Source organism: Bradyrhizobium icense, from assembly GCF_001693385.1.
Taxonomy (GTDB): Bacteria; Pseudomonadota; Alphaproteobacteria; order Rhizobiales; family Xanthobacteraceae; genus Bradyrhizobium; species Bradyrhizobium icense.
Window position 1 is genome coordinate 5,953,211 of record NZ_CP016428.1, and the last position, 18,203, is coordinate 5,971,413.

The 18,203-nt window shown below is 62.4% G+C and carries 20 protein-coding genes; 9 read left to right on the top strand and 11 right to left on the bottom strand.

Annotation, left to right across the window (positions count from 1 at the left end):
• Window positions 1-127 precede the first annotated feature (127 nt).
• The gene (locus LMTR13_RS27875) at window positions 128-739 is read right to left on the bottom strand and encodes an NAD(P)-dependent oxidoreductase (protein ID WP_065730567.1); all 612 of its coding nucleotides are present in this window, start codon (window positions 737-739) and stop codon (window positions 128-130) included.
• A gap of 135 nt (window positions 740-874) precedes the next feature.
• Here LMTR13_RS27875 and LMTR13_RS27880 point away from each other — a divergent pair, with 135 nt between their 5' ends.
• Complete coding sequence (locus tag LMTR13_RS27880; protein WP_065733023.1) at window positions 875-1,243, top strand: winged helix-turn-helix transcriptional regulator; 369 nt, start codon at window positions 875-877, stop codon at window positions 1,241-1,243.
• 185 nt (window positions 1,244-1,428) lie between these two features.
• Here LMTR13_RS27880 and LMTR13_RS27885 read toward each other — a convergent pair whose 3' ends face one another.
• A complete protein-coding gene (locus LMTR13_RS27885) occupies window positions 1,429-1,842 on the bottom strand; it encodes a flagellar assembly protein FliX (protein WP_065730568.1) in 414 nt (137 codons plus the stop codon).
• 266 nt (window positions 1,843-2,108) lie between these two features.
• Here LMTR13_RS27885 and LMTR13_RS27890 point away from each other — a divergent pair, with 266 nt between their 5' ends.
• The 4 genes from LMTR13_RS27890 to LMTR13_RS27905 all read left to right on the top strand — a co-directional run bounded on the left by LMTR13_RS27890 (window position 2,109) and on the right by LMTR13_RS27905 (window position 4,628).
• Window positions 2,109-3,233, top strand: coding sequence for a flagellar basal body P-ring protein FlgI (locus tag LMTR13_RS27890; protein WP_065730569.1), 1,125 nt, complete (start codon window positions 2,109-2,111; stop codon window positions 3,231-3,233).
• Complete coding sequence (gene flgJ / locus LMTR13_RS27895) at window positions 3,233-3,571, top strand: flagellar assembly peptidoglycan hydrolase FlgJ (protein ID WP_065730570.1); 339 nt, start codon at window positions 3,233-3,235, stop codon at window positions 3,569-3,571. The genes LMTR13_RS27890 and flgJ overlap by 1 nt, the downstream gene beginning before the upstream one ends.
• A 19-nt stretch (window positions 3,572-3,590) precedes the next feature.
• Window positions 3,591-4,088: a hypothetical protein gene (locus LMTR13_RS27900; RefSeq protein WP_065730571.1), complete on the top strand. Its 498-nt coding sequence runs from the start codon at window positions 3,591-3,593 to the stop codon at window positions 4,086-4,088.
• 159 nt (window positions 4,089-4,247) lie between these two features.
• The gene (locus tag LMTR13_RS27905; protein ID WP_065730572.1) at window positions 4,248-4,628 is read left to right on the top strand and encodes a hypothetical protein; all 381 of its coding nucleotides are present in this window, start codon (window positions 4,248-4,250) and stop codon (window positions 4,626-4,628) included.
• Window positions 4,629-4,635: 7 nt separating this feature from the next.
• On the opposite strand, the gene LMTR13_RS27910 is transcribed toward LMTR13_RS27905, so the two are convergent.
• On the bottom strand, window positions 4,636-5,001 hold the full coding sequence (locus tag LMTR13_RS27910) for a hypothetical protein (RefSeq protein WP_065730573.1): 366 nt from the start codon (window positions 4,999-5,001) through the stop codon (window positions 4,636-4,638).
• Window positions 5,002-5,018: 17 nt separating this feature from the next.
• Window positions 5,019-5,384 (bottom strand): flagellar biosynthesis regulator FlaF, encoded by a 366-nt coding sequence (flaF, locus tag LMTR13_RS27915; RefSeq protein ID WP_065730574.1) that lies wholly within the window; start codon window positions 5,382-5,384, stop codon window positions 5,019-5,021.
• Between the two features lie 575 nt (window positions 5,385-5,959).
• Between flaF and flbT the strand changes: the two genes are divergently transcribed.
• Window positions 5,960-6,388, top strand: a complete 429-nt coding sequence (flbT, locus tag LMTR13_RS27920) for a flagellar biosynthesis repressor FlbT (protein WP_065730575.1) — start codon at window positions 5,960-5,962, stop codon at window positions 6,386-6,388.
• Between the two features lie 65 nt (window positions 6,389-6,453).
• On the opposite strand, the gene LMTR13_RS27925 is transcribed toward flbT, so the two are convergent.
• The 5 genes from LMTR13_RS27925 to LMTR13_RS27945 all read right to left on the bottom strand — a co-directional run bounded on the left by LMTR13_RS27925 (window position 6,454) and on the right by LMTR13_RS27945 (window position 14,307).
• Window positions 6,454-8,331: a flagellar protein gene (locus tag LMTR13_RS27925; protein WP_065730576.1), complete on the bottom strand. Its 1,878-nt coding sequence runs from the start codon at window positions 8,329-8,331 to the stop codon at window positions 6,454-6,456.
• Window positions 8,332-8,338: 7 nt separating this feature from the next.
• Window positions 8,339-10,222 (bottom strand): flagellar hook-associated protein FlgK, encoded by a 1,884-nt coding sequence (flgK, locus tag LMTR13_RS27930; protein WP_065730577.1) that lies wholly within the window; start codon window positions 10,220-10,222, stop codon window positions 8,339-8,341.
• Between the two features lie 45 nt (window positions 10,223-10,267).
• Window positions 10,268-12,073: a flagellar hook protein FlgE gene (locus tag LMTR13_RS27935; RefSeq protein WP_065730578.1), complete on the bottom strand. Its 1,806-nt coding sequence runs from the start codon at window positions 12,071-12,073 to the stop codon at window positions 10,268-10,270.
• Window positions 12,074-12,261: 188 nt separating this feature from the next.
• On the bottom strand, window positions 12,262-12,762 hold the full coding sequence (msrB, locus tag LMTR13_RS27940; protein WP_065730579.1) for a peptide-methionine (R)-S-oxide reductase MsrB: 501 nt from the start codon (window positions 12,760-12,762) through the stop codon (window positions 12,262-12,264).
• Window positions 12,763-12,822: 60 nt separating this feature from the next.
• Window positions 12,823-14,307, bottom strand: coding sequence for an NAD(P)/FAD-dependent oxidoreductase (locus LMTR13_RS27945; RefSeq protein WP_065730580.1), 1,485 nt, complete (start codon window positions 14,305-14,307; stop codon window positions 12,823-12,825).
• A gap of 93 nt (window positions 14,308-14,400) precedes the next feature.
• On the opposite strand from LMTR13_RS27945, the gene LMTR13_RS27950 reads away from it, so the two are divergent.
• Together LMTR13_RS27950 and LMTR13_RS27955 are read left to right on the top strand one after the other, a co-directional pair.
• A complete protein-coding gene (locus tag LMTR13_RS27950; RefSeq protein WP_065730581.1) occupies window positions 14,401-14,955 on the top strand; it encodes a SixA phosphatase family protein in 555 nt (184 codons plus the stop codon).
• A gap of 158 nt (window positions 14,956-15,113) precedes the next feature.
• A complete protein-coding gene (locus LMTR13_RS27955; protein WP_065730582.1) occupies window positions 15,114-15,539 on the top strand; it encodes a universal stress protein in 426 nt (141 codons plus the stop codon).
• A gap of 135 nt (window positions 15,540-15,674) precedes the next feature.
• Here LMTR13_RS27955 and LMTR13_RS27960 read toward each other — a convergent pair whose 3' ends face one another.
• On the bottom strand, window positions 15,675-15,911 hold the full coding sequence (locus tag LMTR13_RS27960) for a DUF1127 domain-containing protein (RefSeq protein WP_065730583.1): 237 nt from the start codon (window positions 15,909-15,911) through the stop codon (window positions 15,675-15,677).
• Between the two features lie 178 nt (window positions 15,912-16,089).
• On the opposite strand from LMTR13_RS27960, the gene LMTR13_RS27965 reads away from it, so the two are divergent.
• Entirely contained in the window at window positions 16,090-17,430 is a 1,341-nt protein-coding gene (locus LMTR13_RS27965; protein ID WP_065730584.1) for an aminotransferase-like domain-containing protein, read from the top strand.
• Between the two features lie 303 nt (window positions 17,431-17,733).
• Here LMTR13_RS27965 and LMTR13_RS27970 read toward each other — a convergent pair whose 3' ends face one another.
• A complete protein-coding gene (locus LMTR13_RS27970; protein WP_065730585.1) occupies window positions 17,734-18,141 on the bottom strand; it encodes a hypothetical protein in 408 nt (135 codons plus the stop codon).
• Between the last annotated feature and the right edge of the window lie 62 nt (window positions 18,142-18,203).

Below are 18,203 nucleotides of genomic sequence, written 5' to 3' on the forward strand. Positions count from 1 at the left end.
GGGCGGAAAATTGTCCGTCCGCGCGGGCCTTATATAGCGGCGGGTTGTGACAGACAATATCGTCCGTCCCCGTGGGAGTACCGCCCCAAGGCCTTGCACAGGCAAAACTATCGGGGCGGCCTGTCTGTTAGTAGCCGACCGTGAAGCGCTGGCGGATATGGGCCGGGCGCTCGATTTCGTCGGCGAGTGCAACTGCGAAATCGTCGAAGGAAATCGAACTTTTGCCGTCGGAAGCAGTCAAAAGCTGGTCGGTCCCTAGACGGAACTTGCCGGTTCGCTCGCCGGCAGTGAACAGGGCCGAGGGCGACAGGAAGGTCCAGTTGAGTTCCTTCTCGGCCCGGAGCAAGTCGAGGAAGGCGGCGCCCTTCTCGGCTTCCGCCTTGTATGCCACGGGAAAGCCCGGGGTGGTGACCAGCCGGACGCCCGGAGCCACTTCAAGACTGCCCGCGCCCCCGACCACGAGATAGCGGCCGACCTTCGAATCCTTTGCGGCACCGATCAGCTTGGCCGGGTCGCTGGCGAGAAAGTGGATCGAACTGATCGCGGCATCATGACCGGTGAGCTGCCGGGCCAGTCCCGCCTGGTCCATGGCATCGCCCGCGGCGGGCGTGACGTTGGCCTGGGTGGCGATCTTTTCGGGATGGCGGGCGATGGCGGTCACGCTGTGGCCGCGGCGGGCCAGTTCGGCGGTGATGCGCGAGCCGGCATTGCCGGACGCGCCGATGACGGCGATTTTCATGGAAGTCTCCCTTGCGATACGCGAATGTGGTATCCAGTGGTGACTAGATAGCGAAAAGAATGTAGGTGTTAAGAGAGCACTTTTTGGTCACCTGATTACGCCGGAGTAACCGCCGTGAAAGCCGCCAATTCGACAATCCCGAACGCCTATTCGGCCGATTGCCCGACGCGCCAGATTCTTGATCGCGTGGGCGACAAATGGGCGGTATTAATTCTGCTTCTCGTCCGCGACGAGCCGATGCGTTTCAATGCGTTACGCCGGACCATTGAAGGCATCTCGCAGAAGATGCTCAGCCAAGTTCTCAAGTCGCTCGAACGCGACGGATTGATCAAACGCCGCGCGATCGCGACTGTGCCGGTCACGGTGGAATATTCGATCACACCGCTCGGCGCGACACTCGCCGATGCGGTCGATCCGCTGCGGGAATGGGCGGAGAAAAATCTAAAGGAGGTGCTGAACGCGCAGCGCCGTTACGACGCGGCCCGCAAGGATATGGCGGCGTGAATCCACCACCGTCCATTACCCGCTTCAAGCGGGGCATCCAGTACCCTGCGGCCTCTCGGTCGAGCACGAACGTCTCTGGAATACTGGGTTGCCCGGTCCCGGCTACGCTAAGGTTTCGGCGAGGCTTCCATGTGTGGCGCGCCGAAGCTTTAGCGGAGGCGCAAGCCAGGCAATGACATTCCGATCTAGAACCGCCCGGCCTTTGCCAGTTCGACTTCAACGCGCAGCTCGATCTCGGCCAGCACCGCATCGAGGCCGGGATCGCCGGAGGACGACTTCAGATTGGCCGCGGCATCGCGCAGCCGGTTCACGGTGGAAGCATCGAGATTGCCGGAGAGCAAGCCGATCTTGAGCTCGTCGAGCACGTCGAGCGCGCCCCTGCCCCGCGCCACAGAACGCTTGCGCCGCTCGGTCGGGTCCTCGACGCCCTGCAACGCGAGCAGCGCGTCGATGTTGCCGGCGGCCTTGGGCGCTACAGCCGAACGCGGCTCCTCGGGCGCAGCCGGCGTATCGGGCAGCGAGAAGCCGGTCGAACTGGTTCGTCGCGCGTGGCTCGCAGGCGATCCAAGCGTGGTGCCGTTCGGTCCGTAGATGCGCATCGTGGTGATCTCGCCCTGAGAATAGAACGACCTTCGCCTTCTTATGGTTAACGACGCGTAAACGGCCCGGCAAATTCTGCCGCCATACGGCAGTTTCGCCCATCGTGGTGAAGCCGACGCAACATCACGTCTCCAACGAATATCCCGTAATATCAATGCATTGCAGCGGAAATGCAGGGTGGCACGGCGCTCGCATAGTTAATGCCGGACCGCCGTCATGGGAGTGGCGCCAGCGGCCCAGTGGAAGACCTCGAGGGGAGCACAGGATGCCCGGCATCCGTTCGGCAAGACTGATTTCGGTGGCTTGCGCCGCGCTGCTGGCGCTGGCGCTAACGCCCACGTCCGCAGGCGCGACGTCGCGGATCAAGGATCTCGCCAATATCGAAGGCGTGCGACAGAACCAGTTGATCGGCTACGGTCTGGTCGTCGGCCTCAACGGCACCGGCGATACGCTGAACAACATCCCCTTCACCAAGCAATCGCTGCAGGCGATGCTGGAGCGCATGGGCGTCAACATCCGCGGCGCCACCATCCGCACCGGCAACGTCGCCGCCGTCATGGTCACCGGCAACCTGCCGGCGTTCGGCACCCAGGGCACGCGGATGGACGTCACGGTCTCCGCGCTCGGCGATGCCAAGAATCTGCAGGGCGGCACCCTGCTCGTCACCCCCCTGCTCGGCGCCGACGGCAACGTCTATGCGGTAGCCCAGGGTTCGCTGGCGATCTCCGGCTTCCAGGCCGAAGGCGAAGCTGCCAAGATCGTGCGCGGCGTGCCCACCGTCGGCCGCATCGCCAACGGCGCCATCATCGAGCGCGAGATCGAATTCGCGCTCAATCGCCTGCCGAATGTGCGGCTCGCGCTGCGCAACGCCGACTTCACCACCGCCAAGCGCATTGCGGCGGCGGTCAACGACTTCCTCGGCGTCAAGACCGCCGAGCCGATCGACCCCTCCACGGTGCAGTTGGCGATCCCCGCCGAATTCAAGGGCAACGTCGTCGCTTTCCTCACCGAGATCGAGCAATTGCAGGTCGATCCTGATCTCGCCGCCAAGATCGTCATCGACGAGCGCTCCGGCATCATCGTGATGGGCCGCGACGTTCGCGTCGCCACCGTGGCGGTGGCGCAAGGCAATCTTACCGTGACGATCTCCGAAAGCCCGCAGGTCAGTCAGCCCAATCCGCTGTCGCGCGGCCGAACTGTCGTCACGCCGCGCACCGGCGTCAGCGTCTCCGAGGACGGCAAGAAATTCGCGGTCGTGAAGGACGGCGTCTCGCTGCAGCAACTCGTCGACGGCCTAAATGGTCTCGGCATTGGTCCACGCGACCTGATCGGCATCCTGCAGGCGATCAAGGCCGCCGGCGCGATCCAGGCCGACATCGAGGTGATGTGATGAACGTCATCGCCAATCCCTACGACAAGACCTCGCTGATCAACGGCCGCAGGGACCCGCTGCTTGCCGATGCCCTGACCAAGATTTCGCCCGAGGCGCAAAAGAAGACGCGCGCCAAAGCCGAGGAGTTCGAGGCGATGTTCCTCAACTCGATGTTTTCGCAGATGACCACCGGCGTCAAAGGCGAAGGACCGTTCGGCGACACGACCGGCACCGGCGTCTGGCGCTCGATGCTGACGGACGAATATTCGAAATCCATCGCCAAGTCCGGCGGCCTCGGCATCTCCAACGATGTCTTCCGCACCCTGATCCTCCAGCAAGCCAACCGCGTCGGCTGATCCAAAGGAAACCCCCGACATGAATCAGCATCCTCAGGCCAAGCCCGCACCGGTCCCCGCGCCAGCAAGAGCGATCTCCACGCCGGCCGAGGCGCGCAAACTCGCGGAAGAACTGATGGACGTGATGAGCGCGCTGCTCGGCATCATCGAGCGCGAAACCGAGCTGGTTCGCGCCGGCAACGTGCGTGAGGCGATACGGCTGGAGGAGCAGAAGGGCGAGCTGTCACGCCGCTACATGCTCGCAGTCGAGAATCTGAAGAACGCGCAGAAGTATTTGGCGCAGGTGTCGCCGGAACTGCTGACCACGCTACGCCGCCATCACGACACCTTCCGCGCGATGCTGCAGATCAATCTCACCGTGCTTGCCACCGCGCATGCGGTGTCCGAGGGCATCGTGCGCGGCGTCAACGCCGAGATCCAGCGCAAGAATATTCCGAATACCTATACGGCTTCGGGAAAACGCGCCGCGCCGGGGCCGCGCAACATCACCCCGCTCTCGGTCAGCCGTTCGCTGTAAGCGATCGCGGTCTTCCGTCCGCTACAATTTTCACTAAATTTGCGCGCCCGCGTCAGAGCGGGATTCAGCGTGTTCCCTAACATCGCGTTGAGATGTAGTCGGCTATATTGCAACCGAGGAGGGGTTGGGATTTGACTCGCAGCAAGCCTGGAGGCTGCCATGAGTACAGATTTCAACATCAAGCCGGTGGGGGCACCGGTTGCCGCGCCGATCGTTCAGCATGTGAGCGAGGCGGCACAACATGCGGTCGCAACCGAACTGCCGGCGAGCAAGAGCGTCTCGGCAGTCGATTCAAGCGCGCGCGCCAGTACCGATTCCGCCGCGGTCCGCGTCTCCATTTCGAATCCTGCAGTATCGAACCAGGTCGTGATCGACCGAGATGCACGCGCCGTCGTCTATCAAGTAGTCGACGTCAAGACGAGCCAGGTGGTGAAGCAGTTTCCGGAGGAAGCCGTGCTACGCCGGCGCGCCTATTTCCATGCCCTCGACCTGACCAGGGACGCCCCGACGCGGCTTCGCGCAACCGACCGCAAGGCCTGAGCCGACTTCAGCCGGACCGTGAGGCGTAGGCCTGGTCGAGATAGGTCTGGCCGCTCGCCGCATCGGTAACGACGTTCTTGATCTCCGCCTTGCCAAGGGCGCTGAGCGTAAACTTGGTATCACCGATCCGGAATGAATTGTCCTTGATCAGGACTTGCTGAAATTTGTTGGTGCCGCCGCTCTGGTACTGCACCTTGGCCCGAAAGCCGGTGACGTTCGAGATCGTGAACTTGAACGTCTTGTTGTCAGGATACTTCCCGGTCCAGCTGCCTTCGTAGAGCTTGGGATCGACCGCCACGTACGGGGTCTTGGATGGAACGGTCAATCCTACCGTCTTGTAGTTGGCCGATATGATGCTCCAAAGGTCAGCCATCCTGGCACACTCGGTCGTTAGCTGCGACCGGAGAGGCCAGCGGCGAGATTGCAATTGATCTCGATCAGCGACTTCAACTTGGCCGGATCCGGGTTCAATTGCATGTCGACGGTCTGCTTCATCACGAAGACGCCGATGTTCGCGATGTTCTGCCGCACTTCGATCGGCTGAGGGTTCTCGTTCGCCTCAACGGCGCTCATAAAGATCGACCATAGCCGACGGTTGAACAGCAACGCGTTGTGCATGGCTTTATCAGGACCATTCCAGTTGGACTGGACTTCCTGGAGTTGCCGTGCGGCCTTCAGCAGTGCCTGCGCTTCGATTTCACGGGGAGACGTCGTCGTTTGCGATGTACGCGCGTAGGCCTGGGCTGCATTAGACATTCACGAACCTCGATGGGGAGCGGTTGACCGCGGGACTTCAGAAAAACTGCCCAACTTTCATACAGGTTGCGTCTTTAAATATGGTTAGCAAGCGTTACCGATTGTGTCGATAGTCCGGCAGAAATCCACATTCTCGTCAGCATGCCGGCCGTCAGGTTCTGATGGAATTAACGTCGAAGCCCAAATTCTCTGCTTCAGCGCTTTTGTTCAAACCGACGCTTTGTTTTTCTCGCGCGAACCGAATCCATCATCCGAAAGAAAGACGGCGGTGTGTTTCCCCGCCGCCTTGATCATTGACGTGTTGCCGTCGCGCTTAGCGCAGGAGCAGCAGCACGCTCCGCTGCGACTGCTTGGCCAGCGCCAGGCACAGCGATCGACCGGCGGGTCAAGAGCGTGAATTCGAAACTACTTCGCCGCGTCCGAATTCATTCCGTATTTCTACCGGCCACCTGCAGAAAAGCCCCGCCAAATCGGCACTAATCGCATCTTCACCATTGGTTAACCATCATCGGGAAGGATGCCGAATCTGCCGGCGGGCACCGACAATGCGCGAAAGCGCCAAACGGAGAACAGGCATGGCCTTGAAAGTCGAGCTCAAACCGCACGAGCGAATCATCATCGGCGCCTGCGTGGTCACCAATACCGATCAGCGCGCCAGGCTGTTGATCGACGGCGACAGGATTCCGATCCTGCGCGAGAAAGACATCCTCACACCCGAGAGCGCGAATACGCCGGCCAAGCTGGTCTATCTCGCCGTGCAGCTCATGTACCTGTCACCGGATCCGATGGCGCACCATCCGACCTATTTCAGCCTCGTGCGCGACATCCTCACGACAATGCCGAGCGCATGGCCCTTCATCGAGGGCATCAACAACTTCACCCTGAACGGCGACCTCTACCACGCGCTGAAGGAAGCGAAGAAATTGATCGGCCATGAGGAGCAGATCCTGGAGACCGCCCGTAAACTGCAATCGTCCGAGCAGCCCGATCGCAAATCCGCATAACTACGCCCCAAAGCAAAGAAGCCTCCGCAAGGAGGCTTTTTTCGTTGCGAGTGAACAATGCTCGATCAGATCGGCAGGAACTTGGTCAGCGTGGTCTGGTAGAGCATGGACGTCGTTTGATACGATGCCTGCAGAGCGGTCTGCAGCGCCAGAATCTTGGTCGCCACCTCGTCCTGATTGATGCCTTCGATCTGGTCGAGCATTGTCTGCGCCATTCCCTTGAGTTGGGTCTGGCGGTCGGTCGAAGCCTTGATCGCGTTCTGCGCACCGGCAAACTCCGCCTGCATGTCCTGAATCGATTGCTGGCCGGTCTGTGGCGCCAGGTTTGCCGAAATCCGCTGCTGCAGCGCGTTCACCTGCATCTTTGAATTCGGATTGGCGGCATTGGTCGTGACCGCGGCATACACCGCGATGTTCTGCAACTCGTAGCGTAGCGCCTGCTCGTTGGCGCGCGCGCCATATTGCACCGTGATGGACTGGTCGATGCGCGCGATCGCCGTGCCGCGCGCCGGATCGGTGCCGACTTCGCCGGTGTACCACGAGACCGTGTTGGCTGTTGTGCCGCCGATCAGATTGGTGGCCGTGGCAAACGGCGGACCGTTGACTCGCAGCGGCGCCGGATTTGCGTTCGCCGTGGCGCCGAAGCCCAGCGCCGCGAATGCGGCCGCGTTCGAACTGGAAACCGTCAGGCTCGCGCCGTCACCACCGTGCAGCGCAATTACACCGCCGGTGACGGTCGACGGCGTACCGGTGCCGGTGATCGAATCGATCTTTGCCAGCAAGGTCTGGACGCTATCGGTGATATTGAGCTGGTTGCCCGTCGCGCCCGACGCGACGAAGGTGATCGGCGTGCCGTTGACCGTAATCGTATCGCCCGCCGCAAAGCTCGCAGCCAGCGAGTCCGTTCCCGCCGCGCCGGACAGCAGGGTGGCGCCGGTGATCGGCGCCGGCACCGCGGCCTGGTTGTTGACCGCACTTCCGGTGACGGTCGCGGACGGATTGAAGAAATTGTCGGATGCAGCGATGGCGGACGCGGCGACCAGCGCCGTGTCGCTCAACGTCTGGACCGAGGACGTCAACGCGGCCTGCAGGTTTGCGGTGGTTGCAACCGTATCGGCTCCGATCAAAAACGAACCGGCAGGCGGCGGGTTCGTCGTCGTCGCGGTCAGCGTGATTGCCTCGGTCGTGCCATCGGGCAGGTTGAAGTTGAACGTGATCTTGTCGCCGTTGTTCGGATTGACGGCACCGAGATCGATGGTGGCAGCCGGCGGCGCGCCGGTCGGCTGGGTCACCGTCGCTCCCGTCAGCGAGGAACTGATCGCACCGAGCTTCAACCCGAACGATGAGCCGTCTTCGGCCAGGCTGGTCACGGTGGTCGTCAATGGCGGCGACGATACCGTCAGATGCGCCATATTGCCGACGCCCTGATCGGCCTGGCGTCGCTCGTTGATCAGTTGCTTCAATCCCGCCTGCGTTCCCACGCCGTCGAGCATGACGTCGGCCGGCACTGTCGCAGCGGTGTCGGTGGTGCGTCCGGAGAACAGGTAGCGATCACCCGACTGGCTGTTGAGCAGCGACACTGCGTTCGAGAACGCCGCCTGCGCCGTGATCTGGCCGGAGGTCTGACCGTTATCGTTGAGCACGATGGTCGATGTGCTGGCCGCGCTCTTCACCGACGTGCCGATATCGACCAAGCCCTGTAGCGCCAGGTTAACGACGTTGAGCCTTGTATTTACGTTGGTTGCGGTGTCCTTGAACGCGTCGATGCTGCTGACCTGAGCGCGCAAACTCAGCGCAAAGCCGCGATTGGCGCCCTGCCCCGCATAGGTCGTCGAGACCCGGCCGCTGGCGAGTTGCTGCGTCAGCTCCTCGAGCTGCTTCCGGAGACCGATGATCGAGGTCCCGATATAGGATGTCCTGCCGCTAACGCCATCAATCGACATGAAACCCTCACATGGCCTGGATCAGCGTGTCGTACATCTGCTTGATGGACGACATCACGCGCGCATTGGCGGAATAGGCATTCTGCAGCGCAAGGAGATGCGCCATCTCGTCGTCTATGTTGACGCCCGAGGCATCGGTCACCTTCTTCTGCAGGGTGTTCAACACCACGGCCTGACCGTCGGCGAGTTGCTTGGCGGCCGTTGCGGCTTCGCCCTGCTGACTGATGAACTGCTTGGCGAAGTTGACCAGCGTGCCGGTGAACGGAGCGCCGGTGGTTCCGATGCCAGTTTGCGGGGAATAGCGATAACTGCCCGACTGTAGCTGTGTGAGAATGAAGTCGGATCGCGTGGTATCGCCTGCAGCCGTCAACGGGCTGGTCGAAAATACGATGGTGCGCGAAGGATCGCCAAGCAGTGCGGTGTTGACGCTGATGCGACCGGCAAGACCCGTCTGCTGCGGCCCGTTGGCGGTAAGCGCGCCGGTATAGAGCCCGCCGTTGTCCGTGAACAGCGGGAGCTGCGCGTTACCGCTGGTGAGCGACGACATTGTCGTGGTGACCGATGCAGCCAGAATGTCGGAGCGATTCGGCGCGCCGTCGTCCAGCACGCGCAAGGTCGAGCCCGACGGGTTTGAGAACTGAAGATTGGCAGTCGACCCGAGCGCAGCGTTGAGCTGGGAAACCACCGATGCCATGCCGGCGGAAAAATTGATACCAAGCACCTCGTCATTCGGATCGAGCGTCGTGGTATTGCTCAGCGGCAGCACGCTCGGATCGTCGACGCGCACGATCGAGAGATTGTGCGTGATGCCCGTGGTGTTGTCCTTGTAGGTGACGTGGATGACATTGCCGGACTGCAAGCCGGTGAGATCGAGATCGTAGCCGGCCTGCGGCAGCACGGACGCGGGAGCGGCAGTGCCCGCAGTCGTCTTGTCCGACAGCGCGCTCGACATCGCTGCCGCGAACTGGTCGATCTGCGCCTGCGCCTTCACCAGCGTGTTGTCGCGCAGCTCGAGATAGGCAGCGATCTTGCCCGACCGAATCGAGTTGGTCGACACCAGATCGTAGCTACCGCCATGCGGGAAGTTGATGGTGATGGTGCCGACGTTGTTCTTGGTCGGGTCGGGATTGTACAGCGTGTTGGGCGTCATCGTGCCCTGGGGATTGAACGATAGCTGCGCCGCCTCGGTGCCGACCAGTTGCACGCCGGAATTCGTGAACACCGTTACCTGGTTGAGGTCGTTGACGACCGTTCTGATGTCCATCAGGCTCGACAACTGGGTGATGTATTGATCGCGCTGATCGAGCAACGATGCCGTCGCAGCGTCCGTCTTGCCGTTGTTCTGGAGCTGGTTGTTGATGAACGCGATCTGGGCCATCGCGTTGTTTGCCGTCACGATGGAATCGTTGATGCCCATCTCGGCGTTGGCGCGAAGGGCTTGAATCCCCTGCGTCGTCGCATTGAGCGTCTGCGCCATCGTCTGCGCGGCGCTGACGGCGCCGATCCGCGCCGACTGCGAGTCCGGGCTCGTAGACAGGCCCTGAAATGCGGTCAACAGCTTGTTGAACGCATCTTCGATGGTACCGGTTTCAGCCGGATTTCCGTAGACATTCTGCAGATTGGCGAGGAAGGTCGAACGAATATCGGCATAGGCTGCGCCGGAGGTTTCCGTGCGCAGTTGCGTCTGCAAATACTGGTCGAGCTGCCGGTCGACGCCGTGGAGCAGAACGCTCGAGCCGTAATCGCCGGTCACGCCGGCGGACTGGATGATCGACTTCCTGACGTATCCAGGCGTTTCCGCATTGGCGACGTTCGATCCGACCAGCGAGATCGCGGCCTGCGTCGCGCGCAGGCCGGACATTGCGGTGGAGAGAGCCTGACTCAAACCCATGACTAATATGCCCGTCTCAAATCACGTCGCGAACGGCGCTGCGAACTATCGCAGCACATTCAGGAGATCCTGCACCATCGTGTTGGAGGTGGTGATGACCTTGGTGTTGGCCGAGTAAGCCTGCTGGGTGATGATCAACTTGGTAAACTCGTCGGCGATGTCGGTGTTGGACCCTTCCAGCGAGGAGCCGACGATCGTTCCGGCCTTGCCGAACAGCGCCTGTCCGGACGCGTCGGTGACCTCGAACGCGCCACCATTGACGCGCTTGAGAAAGTTGGTTCCGTTGAAGGTCGCGACCGAGATTTCGGCAAGGTCGAGGTTGCGGCCATTGGAATAGTTACCGACGATGCGGCCGTTGGTGCCGACGCCGACGGACTGCAACTGACCGGCGGGGAAGCCGTCCTGCTGAATCTGGTTGACCTGCACGTTGCCGTTGGCATCAGCGAACTGGGTGACACCGCCGGTGCCGAAGTTGATGACGGGACTGCCCAGTGCGACGCCGTTGACGACAGCATTGGTAAGCGTGATGTTCGGAACCGCCGGCGACATCTGGCCTGAGGCAGAGAAGGTGAAATTGGTGTTGACGTTCTGCCACGAGACCTGGGTGCCGGTTGCGTTGGGATTAACCTGGTAGAACAGGTTCCAGGTGTCGGTATGGCCGGCGCCGAGCGAGGCGCTGTCGACCTTGGCCCAGCGGAACTGCAGGTTCACCGGAGCGCCCGAGACGTCGTAGGTCGTGACCGCACCACCTGCCACCGACTCGGCTAGGAACGTCGAGTTGTCGTTGCCGATGACCTGGCCGGTGCCTACCCCGCCGCCGCCGCCGCGCGTCGCCGTCGCGGTGCCAGTAAAGCCGAGTGCGGCGAAGGCCGTGGTATTCGAGCTCGTGACCGAGAGATCGGACGTAGTGCCGGAATGCAGCGTGATCGAGCCTGATGTGATCGACGACGGAGTAGCTGTGCCGGTGATCGAGTCGATCTTGGCGAGCAGGTCCGCGATGTCGTCGTCGATGTTGAGCTCGGTTGCGCCGGCGCCGGCGGCCACGAAGGTAATCACATTGCCATTGATCGTGATGGTGTCGCCAACGGCAAAGTTGGCGGAGATCGAGTCGGTGCCCGCAGCGCCCGAGAGCAAGGTCGCTCCGGTGTTGGCGACCGACGGAGTAGCCTTGTTGTTCTGCACGGTGCCGGTGACCGTGCTATCCGTGTAGGGCGCCGGAGGCGTGCCGAGCACCAGCGGATTATATCCGACGCTGTATGATGCCGGCGCGATCAGTTCCGATCCGGGAACGGAAACATCGTGCTTGGTTGTCAGCGGATAGCTGGCGAGGTTGGCGCGATAGTCGATTCTGGTGGTTTGCTGCGCCGGCAGGAAGTCGTTCTGGAATCTGAGAACCTGCGGCGAACTGCCGGAGGGGTTGCCGGTGGTCGGATCGATCGGCACGCCCTGCAGATAGTAGCCGGCGCCATTGACGAGATAGCCGCTCTTGTCGAGCTGGAAGTCACCGCGGCGGGTGTAGCGGTCGACGCCGTCGAACACGGGCGTGCCGTCGGTGAAGTTGCCGGGCCTCTGCACCGCGAAGAAGCCGTTGCCGTTGATCGCCATGAACGTCGCGACCGATGCCGTCTGCACGTCGCCCTGCACCGAGTTGGTGGAGCGCGACTGCGTGGTCACGCCGCCGGCGAGCTGCGCGGTCGAGGCGGTCTGCGGAATGAGATCCAGGAAGGAGGTATCGACGCGCTTGAACGCCGTGGTCTGCGAGTTGGCGATATTGCCCGAGACGTTTTCCAGCGCGTAGGAGTTGGCGCGGAGGCCGCCGACCGCGGTGGTGAGAGCGCCGAAGATACCCATGACATTTTCTCCAAATTCGATCCGGGCGGCTCGCCGGTCCACGTAAACCCAGGCCGCGTCGGGAGAAGATGTCGCAAGCGTTGTGCCAAACAACAAAACATATAAAAATCAAATACTTAATAAAAAAGCCCCGGTCCAAAGACCAGGGCACATTTGCCGGGCGGGCAACAATTGCCGGGCGGCGGCCGTTACGAAGCCGATGGCGCCGCCGGGTGGAAAACCAGCCCAAAGCCGTCGATGCAATAGCGCAAGCCGGTCGGTTTTGGCCCGTCGTCGAAGACGTGTCCGAGGTGCCCGCCGCAGCGGCGGCAATGCACTTCAGTGCGCAGCATGCCGTAGGTGCGGTCCTCGGTCTTGCCCAGCGCATTGTCGAGCGGTTGCCAGAAACTCGGCCAGCCGGTGCCGCTGTCATATTTCGTATCAGAGGAGAATAGCGGCAGATCGCACCCGGCGCAGGCGAAAATGCCCTTGCGTTTTTCCTTCAGGAGTGGGCTCGAACCCGGCCGCTCTGTGCCGTGCTTGCGCAGGATTTCATACTGCTGCGGCGTGAGCTGGGCGCGCCATTCGGCGTCGGTCTTTTCCACCTCGAATTTCCCGGCGGCCTGTGCCGGCATGGTGCGCAGCCAGCGGAAAGCGGCCAAGCCAAACAGGCCGGCTACGGATGCGAGCAGGATACGGCGGTCGAACATGGAAATCTCCGTGCGGGGGCGTAACGGTTCGCCATCAAGTACGGCCCGGAAGCGCCGAAGTTACACCGATCCGTCCCGGATTTTCTCACTTTCCTGCGAGGGAGCGACCGGCATCCCGCCGTCCCGGGCCTCTGCCGGCCGCGGCGATTGCGGACGCACGGGGCGCGGCGCTACCGGCGGACGACGCGGCGGCCTGGTTCCGGCCTGCCGGTTGGCCTCTGCCAACCGCGCCTCGCGCACCCGTTCCCGGGCGCGGGCGCCTTCGCGGAAACGGGCCAACGCGCCCGCCGCGGCGGATTGGCCCCGCCCCCACAGGCCGATCAGATGGCCGGCCACGCGGCCGGTGGTGCCGCCCGCCCAGACCAGTTCGAATGGCGAGAACAGTTTCCAGCGGTCCTCGCCCCACAGGATGCTGCGCGCGATGACCTGCCCCGCCATCGCCGAGGTGTTCAGCCCGTGGCGGCCGAAGCCGCTGGCAACCCAAAGCCCTTTGCGTAGCTGGCCGATCTGCGGCATGGCGTGCACGGTCACCCCGACCGCGCCGCCGAACACGTCTGATATCGGGACTTTACCGAGCCTCGGGAAGATAGTGGCAATGCGGCGCTGAATGACGGGTGCAAAGCGACGCGGCCGCGCTTCCCACGTGGTTTCCGGGCTCGCCCACATCAGCCGGTCGCCACCGACGATTCGGAAATGATCGATGCCGTCGCTATCGGCCACCGAGCCCTTGAAGGCGATCACCTCGCCAAGCCGCTCGCCGAGCGGCTCCGTCACCGCGGCATAGCGCCAGACCGGCAGCAGCGTCTCCGACAGGCGCCGCAACGGGGCGCCGAGATGAACGTTTCCGGCCAGCACGATGTGCGAGGCACGCAGCCGCGCCGACGGCGTCACGATGCGCTTGCGAATGCCGGACGGATCGATGCTGACGACCGGCGTATCCTCGAAGATGCGCGCGCCCGCCCGCTTTGCCTGCGCGGCAAGGCCGTGGATGTATTTGCGGCCGTCAATCTGGAACGCGCGCGGATAATAAATGCCATGGAAATAGCGCGCCGTCCCGAGCTGATCGCGAACGCGATCGACCTGCCATCCCTCGACTTCGGTCTCGAAATCCTCGCTCAGCGTCTGCAGCCGGCTGATCAGCGCCTCGCCGACATCGACGTTGGAGACCTCCAGCGCGCCTTCAGTGAGCGCAATTCCCGGCATCGCCTCTTCGGTTGCGGCGGCGCGAACGTAATCGGCGCCCTCCTTCGACAGCGCCCACAATTCGCGCGCGTCTTCGATGCCCACGCGCTCGATCAAATCGCCGATCGGAAGGCTGTAGCCCGGCATGACCGTGCCGAGTTGATGGCCAGACGCATTCCAGCCGACATGCCGGCCTTCCAGCACGGCCACGCTGGCGCCGCGGCGCGCAGCCTCCAGCGCTACCGTAAGGCCGGCAACGCCGGCTCCCACAACGCAAATGTCGACATCCAGGTCGAACGAAAGACGCGAGCGAAAAGGGCCGTCGTCGGGGCCGTTGGTCGCACTTGAGAAAGTCTCGGGCATGGCGTTTCTTACGGGCGGCTGCAGCGCTTGTCACCTCGTCCCAGACATGAGCTTGTAGATTAGTCCAGACTAAGACCGAATCGAGATCGCGCCATGCGCCGTTTGATGCTGCTGCGTCACGCCAAGACCGAACACGACGCGCCTTCGGGCCATGACCAGGACCGCCGTCTCGACGAGCGCGGCCGAATGGACGCCGCCGCGATCGGAACCTGGATCGGCCACCATCCGCCCTTTCCCGATGCCGTTCTGGTTTCGACTGCAGTGCGGGCGCAACAGACCTGGGAAATCGCACGCGATGCGATCAAGGATGCAGTGCGGGAACGACCGCCGCGGCCGCGGGTCGAACTGCTCGACGAACTCTACGGCGCCGAGCCGACGCAGCTCCTGCGGATCATCCGCATGGCCGAGGTCTCCGATCCCGCACGCCTGATGCTGATCGGCCACAATCCCGGCATGCATGAGCTGGCGCTGATGCTCGCCGGCAGCGGCGACGCGATGGCGAAGAAGGGGCTCGAGGACAATCTGCCGACCGCGGGACTGGCGATCCTCGACTTTCCGACTGACGACTGGAGCGAGGTGGCGTTCCGCCGCGGCAAGCTCGTGCGCTTCACCAGCCCGAAACTGCTGAAGCAGGCGCTGGACGATTGAGGCGCTCGGACATCCAAGCTCGGCCGTGCTAAGCTCGCCAGGACGCTATTTTTCGAGCGAATTAGGAACAAGTTTGCGTAAAAGAAAGCGCATCAAAACAAAGGGCTGGAGCTGGATTCTGACAAATCAGAACCGACGGGCTGCAGCGGGAGGCTCAGATGTTCAAGTCGATTCTCGTGCCGATCGATCTGGCCGATACCGATCTGGCCAAGCCCGCGATCGCGACCGCCGCAACGTTGTCGCAAACCTGGAGCGGCTCGGTACGACTGCTCAATGTGTTGCCGATGACGCCGGCGATGCTGGCAGAATATGTGCCGGCCGATTTCGATGCCCAGCAGCGCGCGACCTCGGAGGAAGCACTCGCAATCGTGGCGAAGGAATCCGGCATCGAGGCGCGGCGCATTTCCACCGCAGTGCGGAAAGGCGGCATCTATCACGAGATCCTAGAAGAGGCAGCGGCGATCAAGGCCGACCTGATCGTGATGACCTCGCACCGGCCGGCGATGCGAACGTATTTCCTCGGCTCCAACGCCGGCCACGTCGTGCGTTACGCCAAGTGCTCGGTGCTGGTAGTCCGGCACTGACGGGGTCGCCCAACTCAAAATATCGAAAACAACCCCATGCAAAGTAGGCCGGGCCCCCGGCCGGCAGCGGGCGAAACAAATGCGGCCCGATCTTTCGACCGGGCCGGATGGCATGACAGCCTTCAATCCTGTTGATCAGAGATAGCGTCCGAACTCTGGATCGACCACGCCGCGGACGGCCGAATCGATCCGGCCGCGCTCGATGCCGATGTCGCGCAGTGCGCGATCGTCCAGCTCATTCAGGGTTCTGATGGCCTGGCGGTATGCCAAATGGGTGGCGATGCGATTCACCCAGCCTCCGAGCACGCCGAACAATCCGGCCTGGCTCTTGCGGGAAGCAGACTGACCTGCCGTCTGGGATATCGTCGTCATCGTCGTTCTCCTTCTTTCAAACGGCAAAACGCTGCCGCCGGCGCAACCGCCGCGAAGCGCCTGCACCTTCCAATGATCTGATTGCTTGCACCCCTCTCAGTGCAATCATGGGCTTGATGGGTTCAAAATGATCCGATACATTTCTCGGTGCAAGGAAAACATTGCTCTCGGTGCAATAATGTCGAAGTTCGAGTATTTGAAGCTTGCCGATACCGTCGCCGCCGAGATTGCCAACGGCGCGCTCAAGCCCGGCGATCGCTTGCCGCCGCAGCGCAGCTTCGCCTATCAGCGCAAGATCGCAGTTTCGACCGCGAGCCGCGTCTATACCGAGCTCCTGCGCCGCGGCCTGGTGGTCGGCGAAGTCGGACGCGGGACGTTCGTTTCGGGCGAGACGCGCCGTGGCATCGCCATGCCGGCAGAGCCGCGCGGCGCGCGTATCGATCTGGAAGTGAACTATCCGATACTGCCGACGCAATCGGCGATGATCGCGAGAAGCCTTGCAGGGCTGGAACGCCCCGAAGTGCTCGATCTCGCGTTGCGGCACTCGACCACGACAGGCACTCTTGCCGCGCGGACCATTTCCGCCGAGTTTCTTTCCCGCGAAGACTGGTCTCCGGCCCCCGATCAACTCGTGTTCACCGCGAACGGGCGGCAATGCATCGCCGCTGCACTCGCGGCGGTGGTGCCGAGCGGCGGCCGCTGCGGCGTCGAGGCGTTGACCTATCCCTTCATCAAGGACATCGCCGTCCGGCTCGGCGTGACGCTGGTGCCGCTTGCGATGGATGAGTTCGGTGTTCGTCCGGACGCGGTGCAGAAAGCTCACCGCGAAACGCATTTGTCGGCGCTCTACCTTCAGCCGACGATTCAAAATCCGCTCGGCATGACCATGCCTCCGGCGCGCCGCGCGGATTTGCTGCGCGTGGTCGAGAAGCTCGGCCTTACCGTCATCGAGGATACGGTCTACGGCTTTCTTGACGAAGAAACCCCGATGGCGGCGCTTGCGCCGGATAGCTGCATCACCTTGGACAGCCTGTCGAAGAAGGTGGCGCCCGGCCTTGCTCTGGGTTTCATCGTTTCGCCACCGCGGCTGCGCGAACGCGTCATGTCCGCGGTTCGATCGGGCGGATGGACAGCTTCGGGATTTGCGTTTGCCGCCGGACAGCGGCTGATGGCAGATGGCACCGTTGCCGAGCTGTCACGCCTGAAACGGATCGATGCGGCGCGGCGCCAGCAGATGGCGGCCAAATACCTTGCCGGATTCGAGGTCCAGGCCAACGTCAAATCCTACCATCTCTGGCTGACCTTGCCCCAGCACTGGCGCTCGCAGACATTCGTCGCGGCCGCAGCCCGGCGCGACATCGCGTTGACCCCTTCAACCACCTTCGCCGTAAGTCCAGGCCACGCCCCCAACGCCGTCCGTCTGGCGCTCGGCGCCCCCAGCACCGAACAGCTCGATCTGGCGCTGCGCACGTTGTCGGGAATGCTGACGGCGAAAGAAGACGTCGACACGACCGAATAGCGCTAGTACCTCTGCACAGAGGTTTTGACGGGTTGGCAGGGCAGCATTGCTGGGTCCCCCTAACATCTGGGTTCAGTGAGGGTCAGTCTGCCTTGGATGGACCGCATGGGCCACGGGCTGCCGTGACGCTACGTTGATTTGATGGCCGGTGTACCCCAGATAGCTGCCGACTTGATGCGGCGCCGCAAGTCGGCAGCCCTGGGCCAATAGCGGAAGTCGACGGCGTGCATGCACTACCCCGACGTTTGCACGATGGCGGATGAAGGCGAACTACAAGGCAGCGGACTTCAAGCCGATTTTAAGCTAAGGAGCTTCCCCCGGTTCCAATTTGGTTCGCTTGGGAAATTCCCTGATCACCTTTCGAAACACGAGTTTACCTTCATTCGGCTTCGACTTGTCCTCGGGATCATAGATGCAGCCTGCCCAGCTATTGTAGTTCGGATATTTTGCAGGGGCTGCCATGATAACGATTCCTAATTGACCGGCTAATTGGCTGGCCCAGCCACCGAAGATATCGGCAGACCGCGCAGGAGCAAAGGGCCCGACGATTTTGATGCGGGGGTCCGCCTCCACAAGATGAGCCGTACAGTCCTTCATCAGGCTAGGCGGGATGGGCTTTTGTTGCGGACTTCCTGTTTGGGCGTTTGCGATAGTGGCCAAACTTCCGGTCAGCATAGCCGACAGGACAAAGCGAAAACTCTTGCGCACCATTTCCCCCTCTATGTACCAGCGCACCGGTACGGGATTCCACCTGAACTTGCAACATCGTTCGA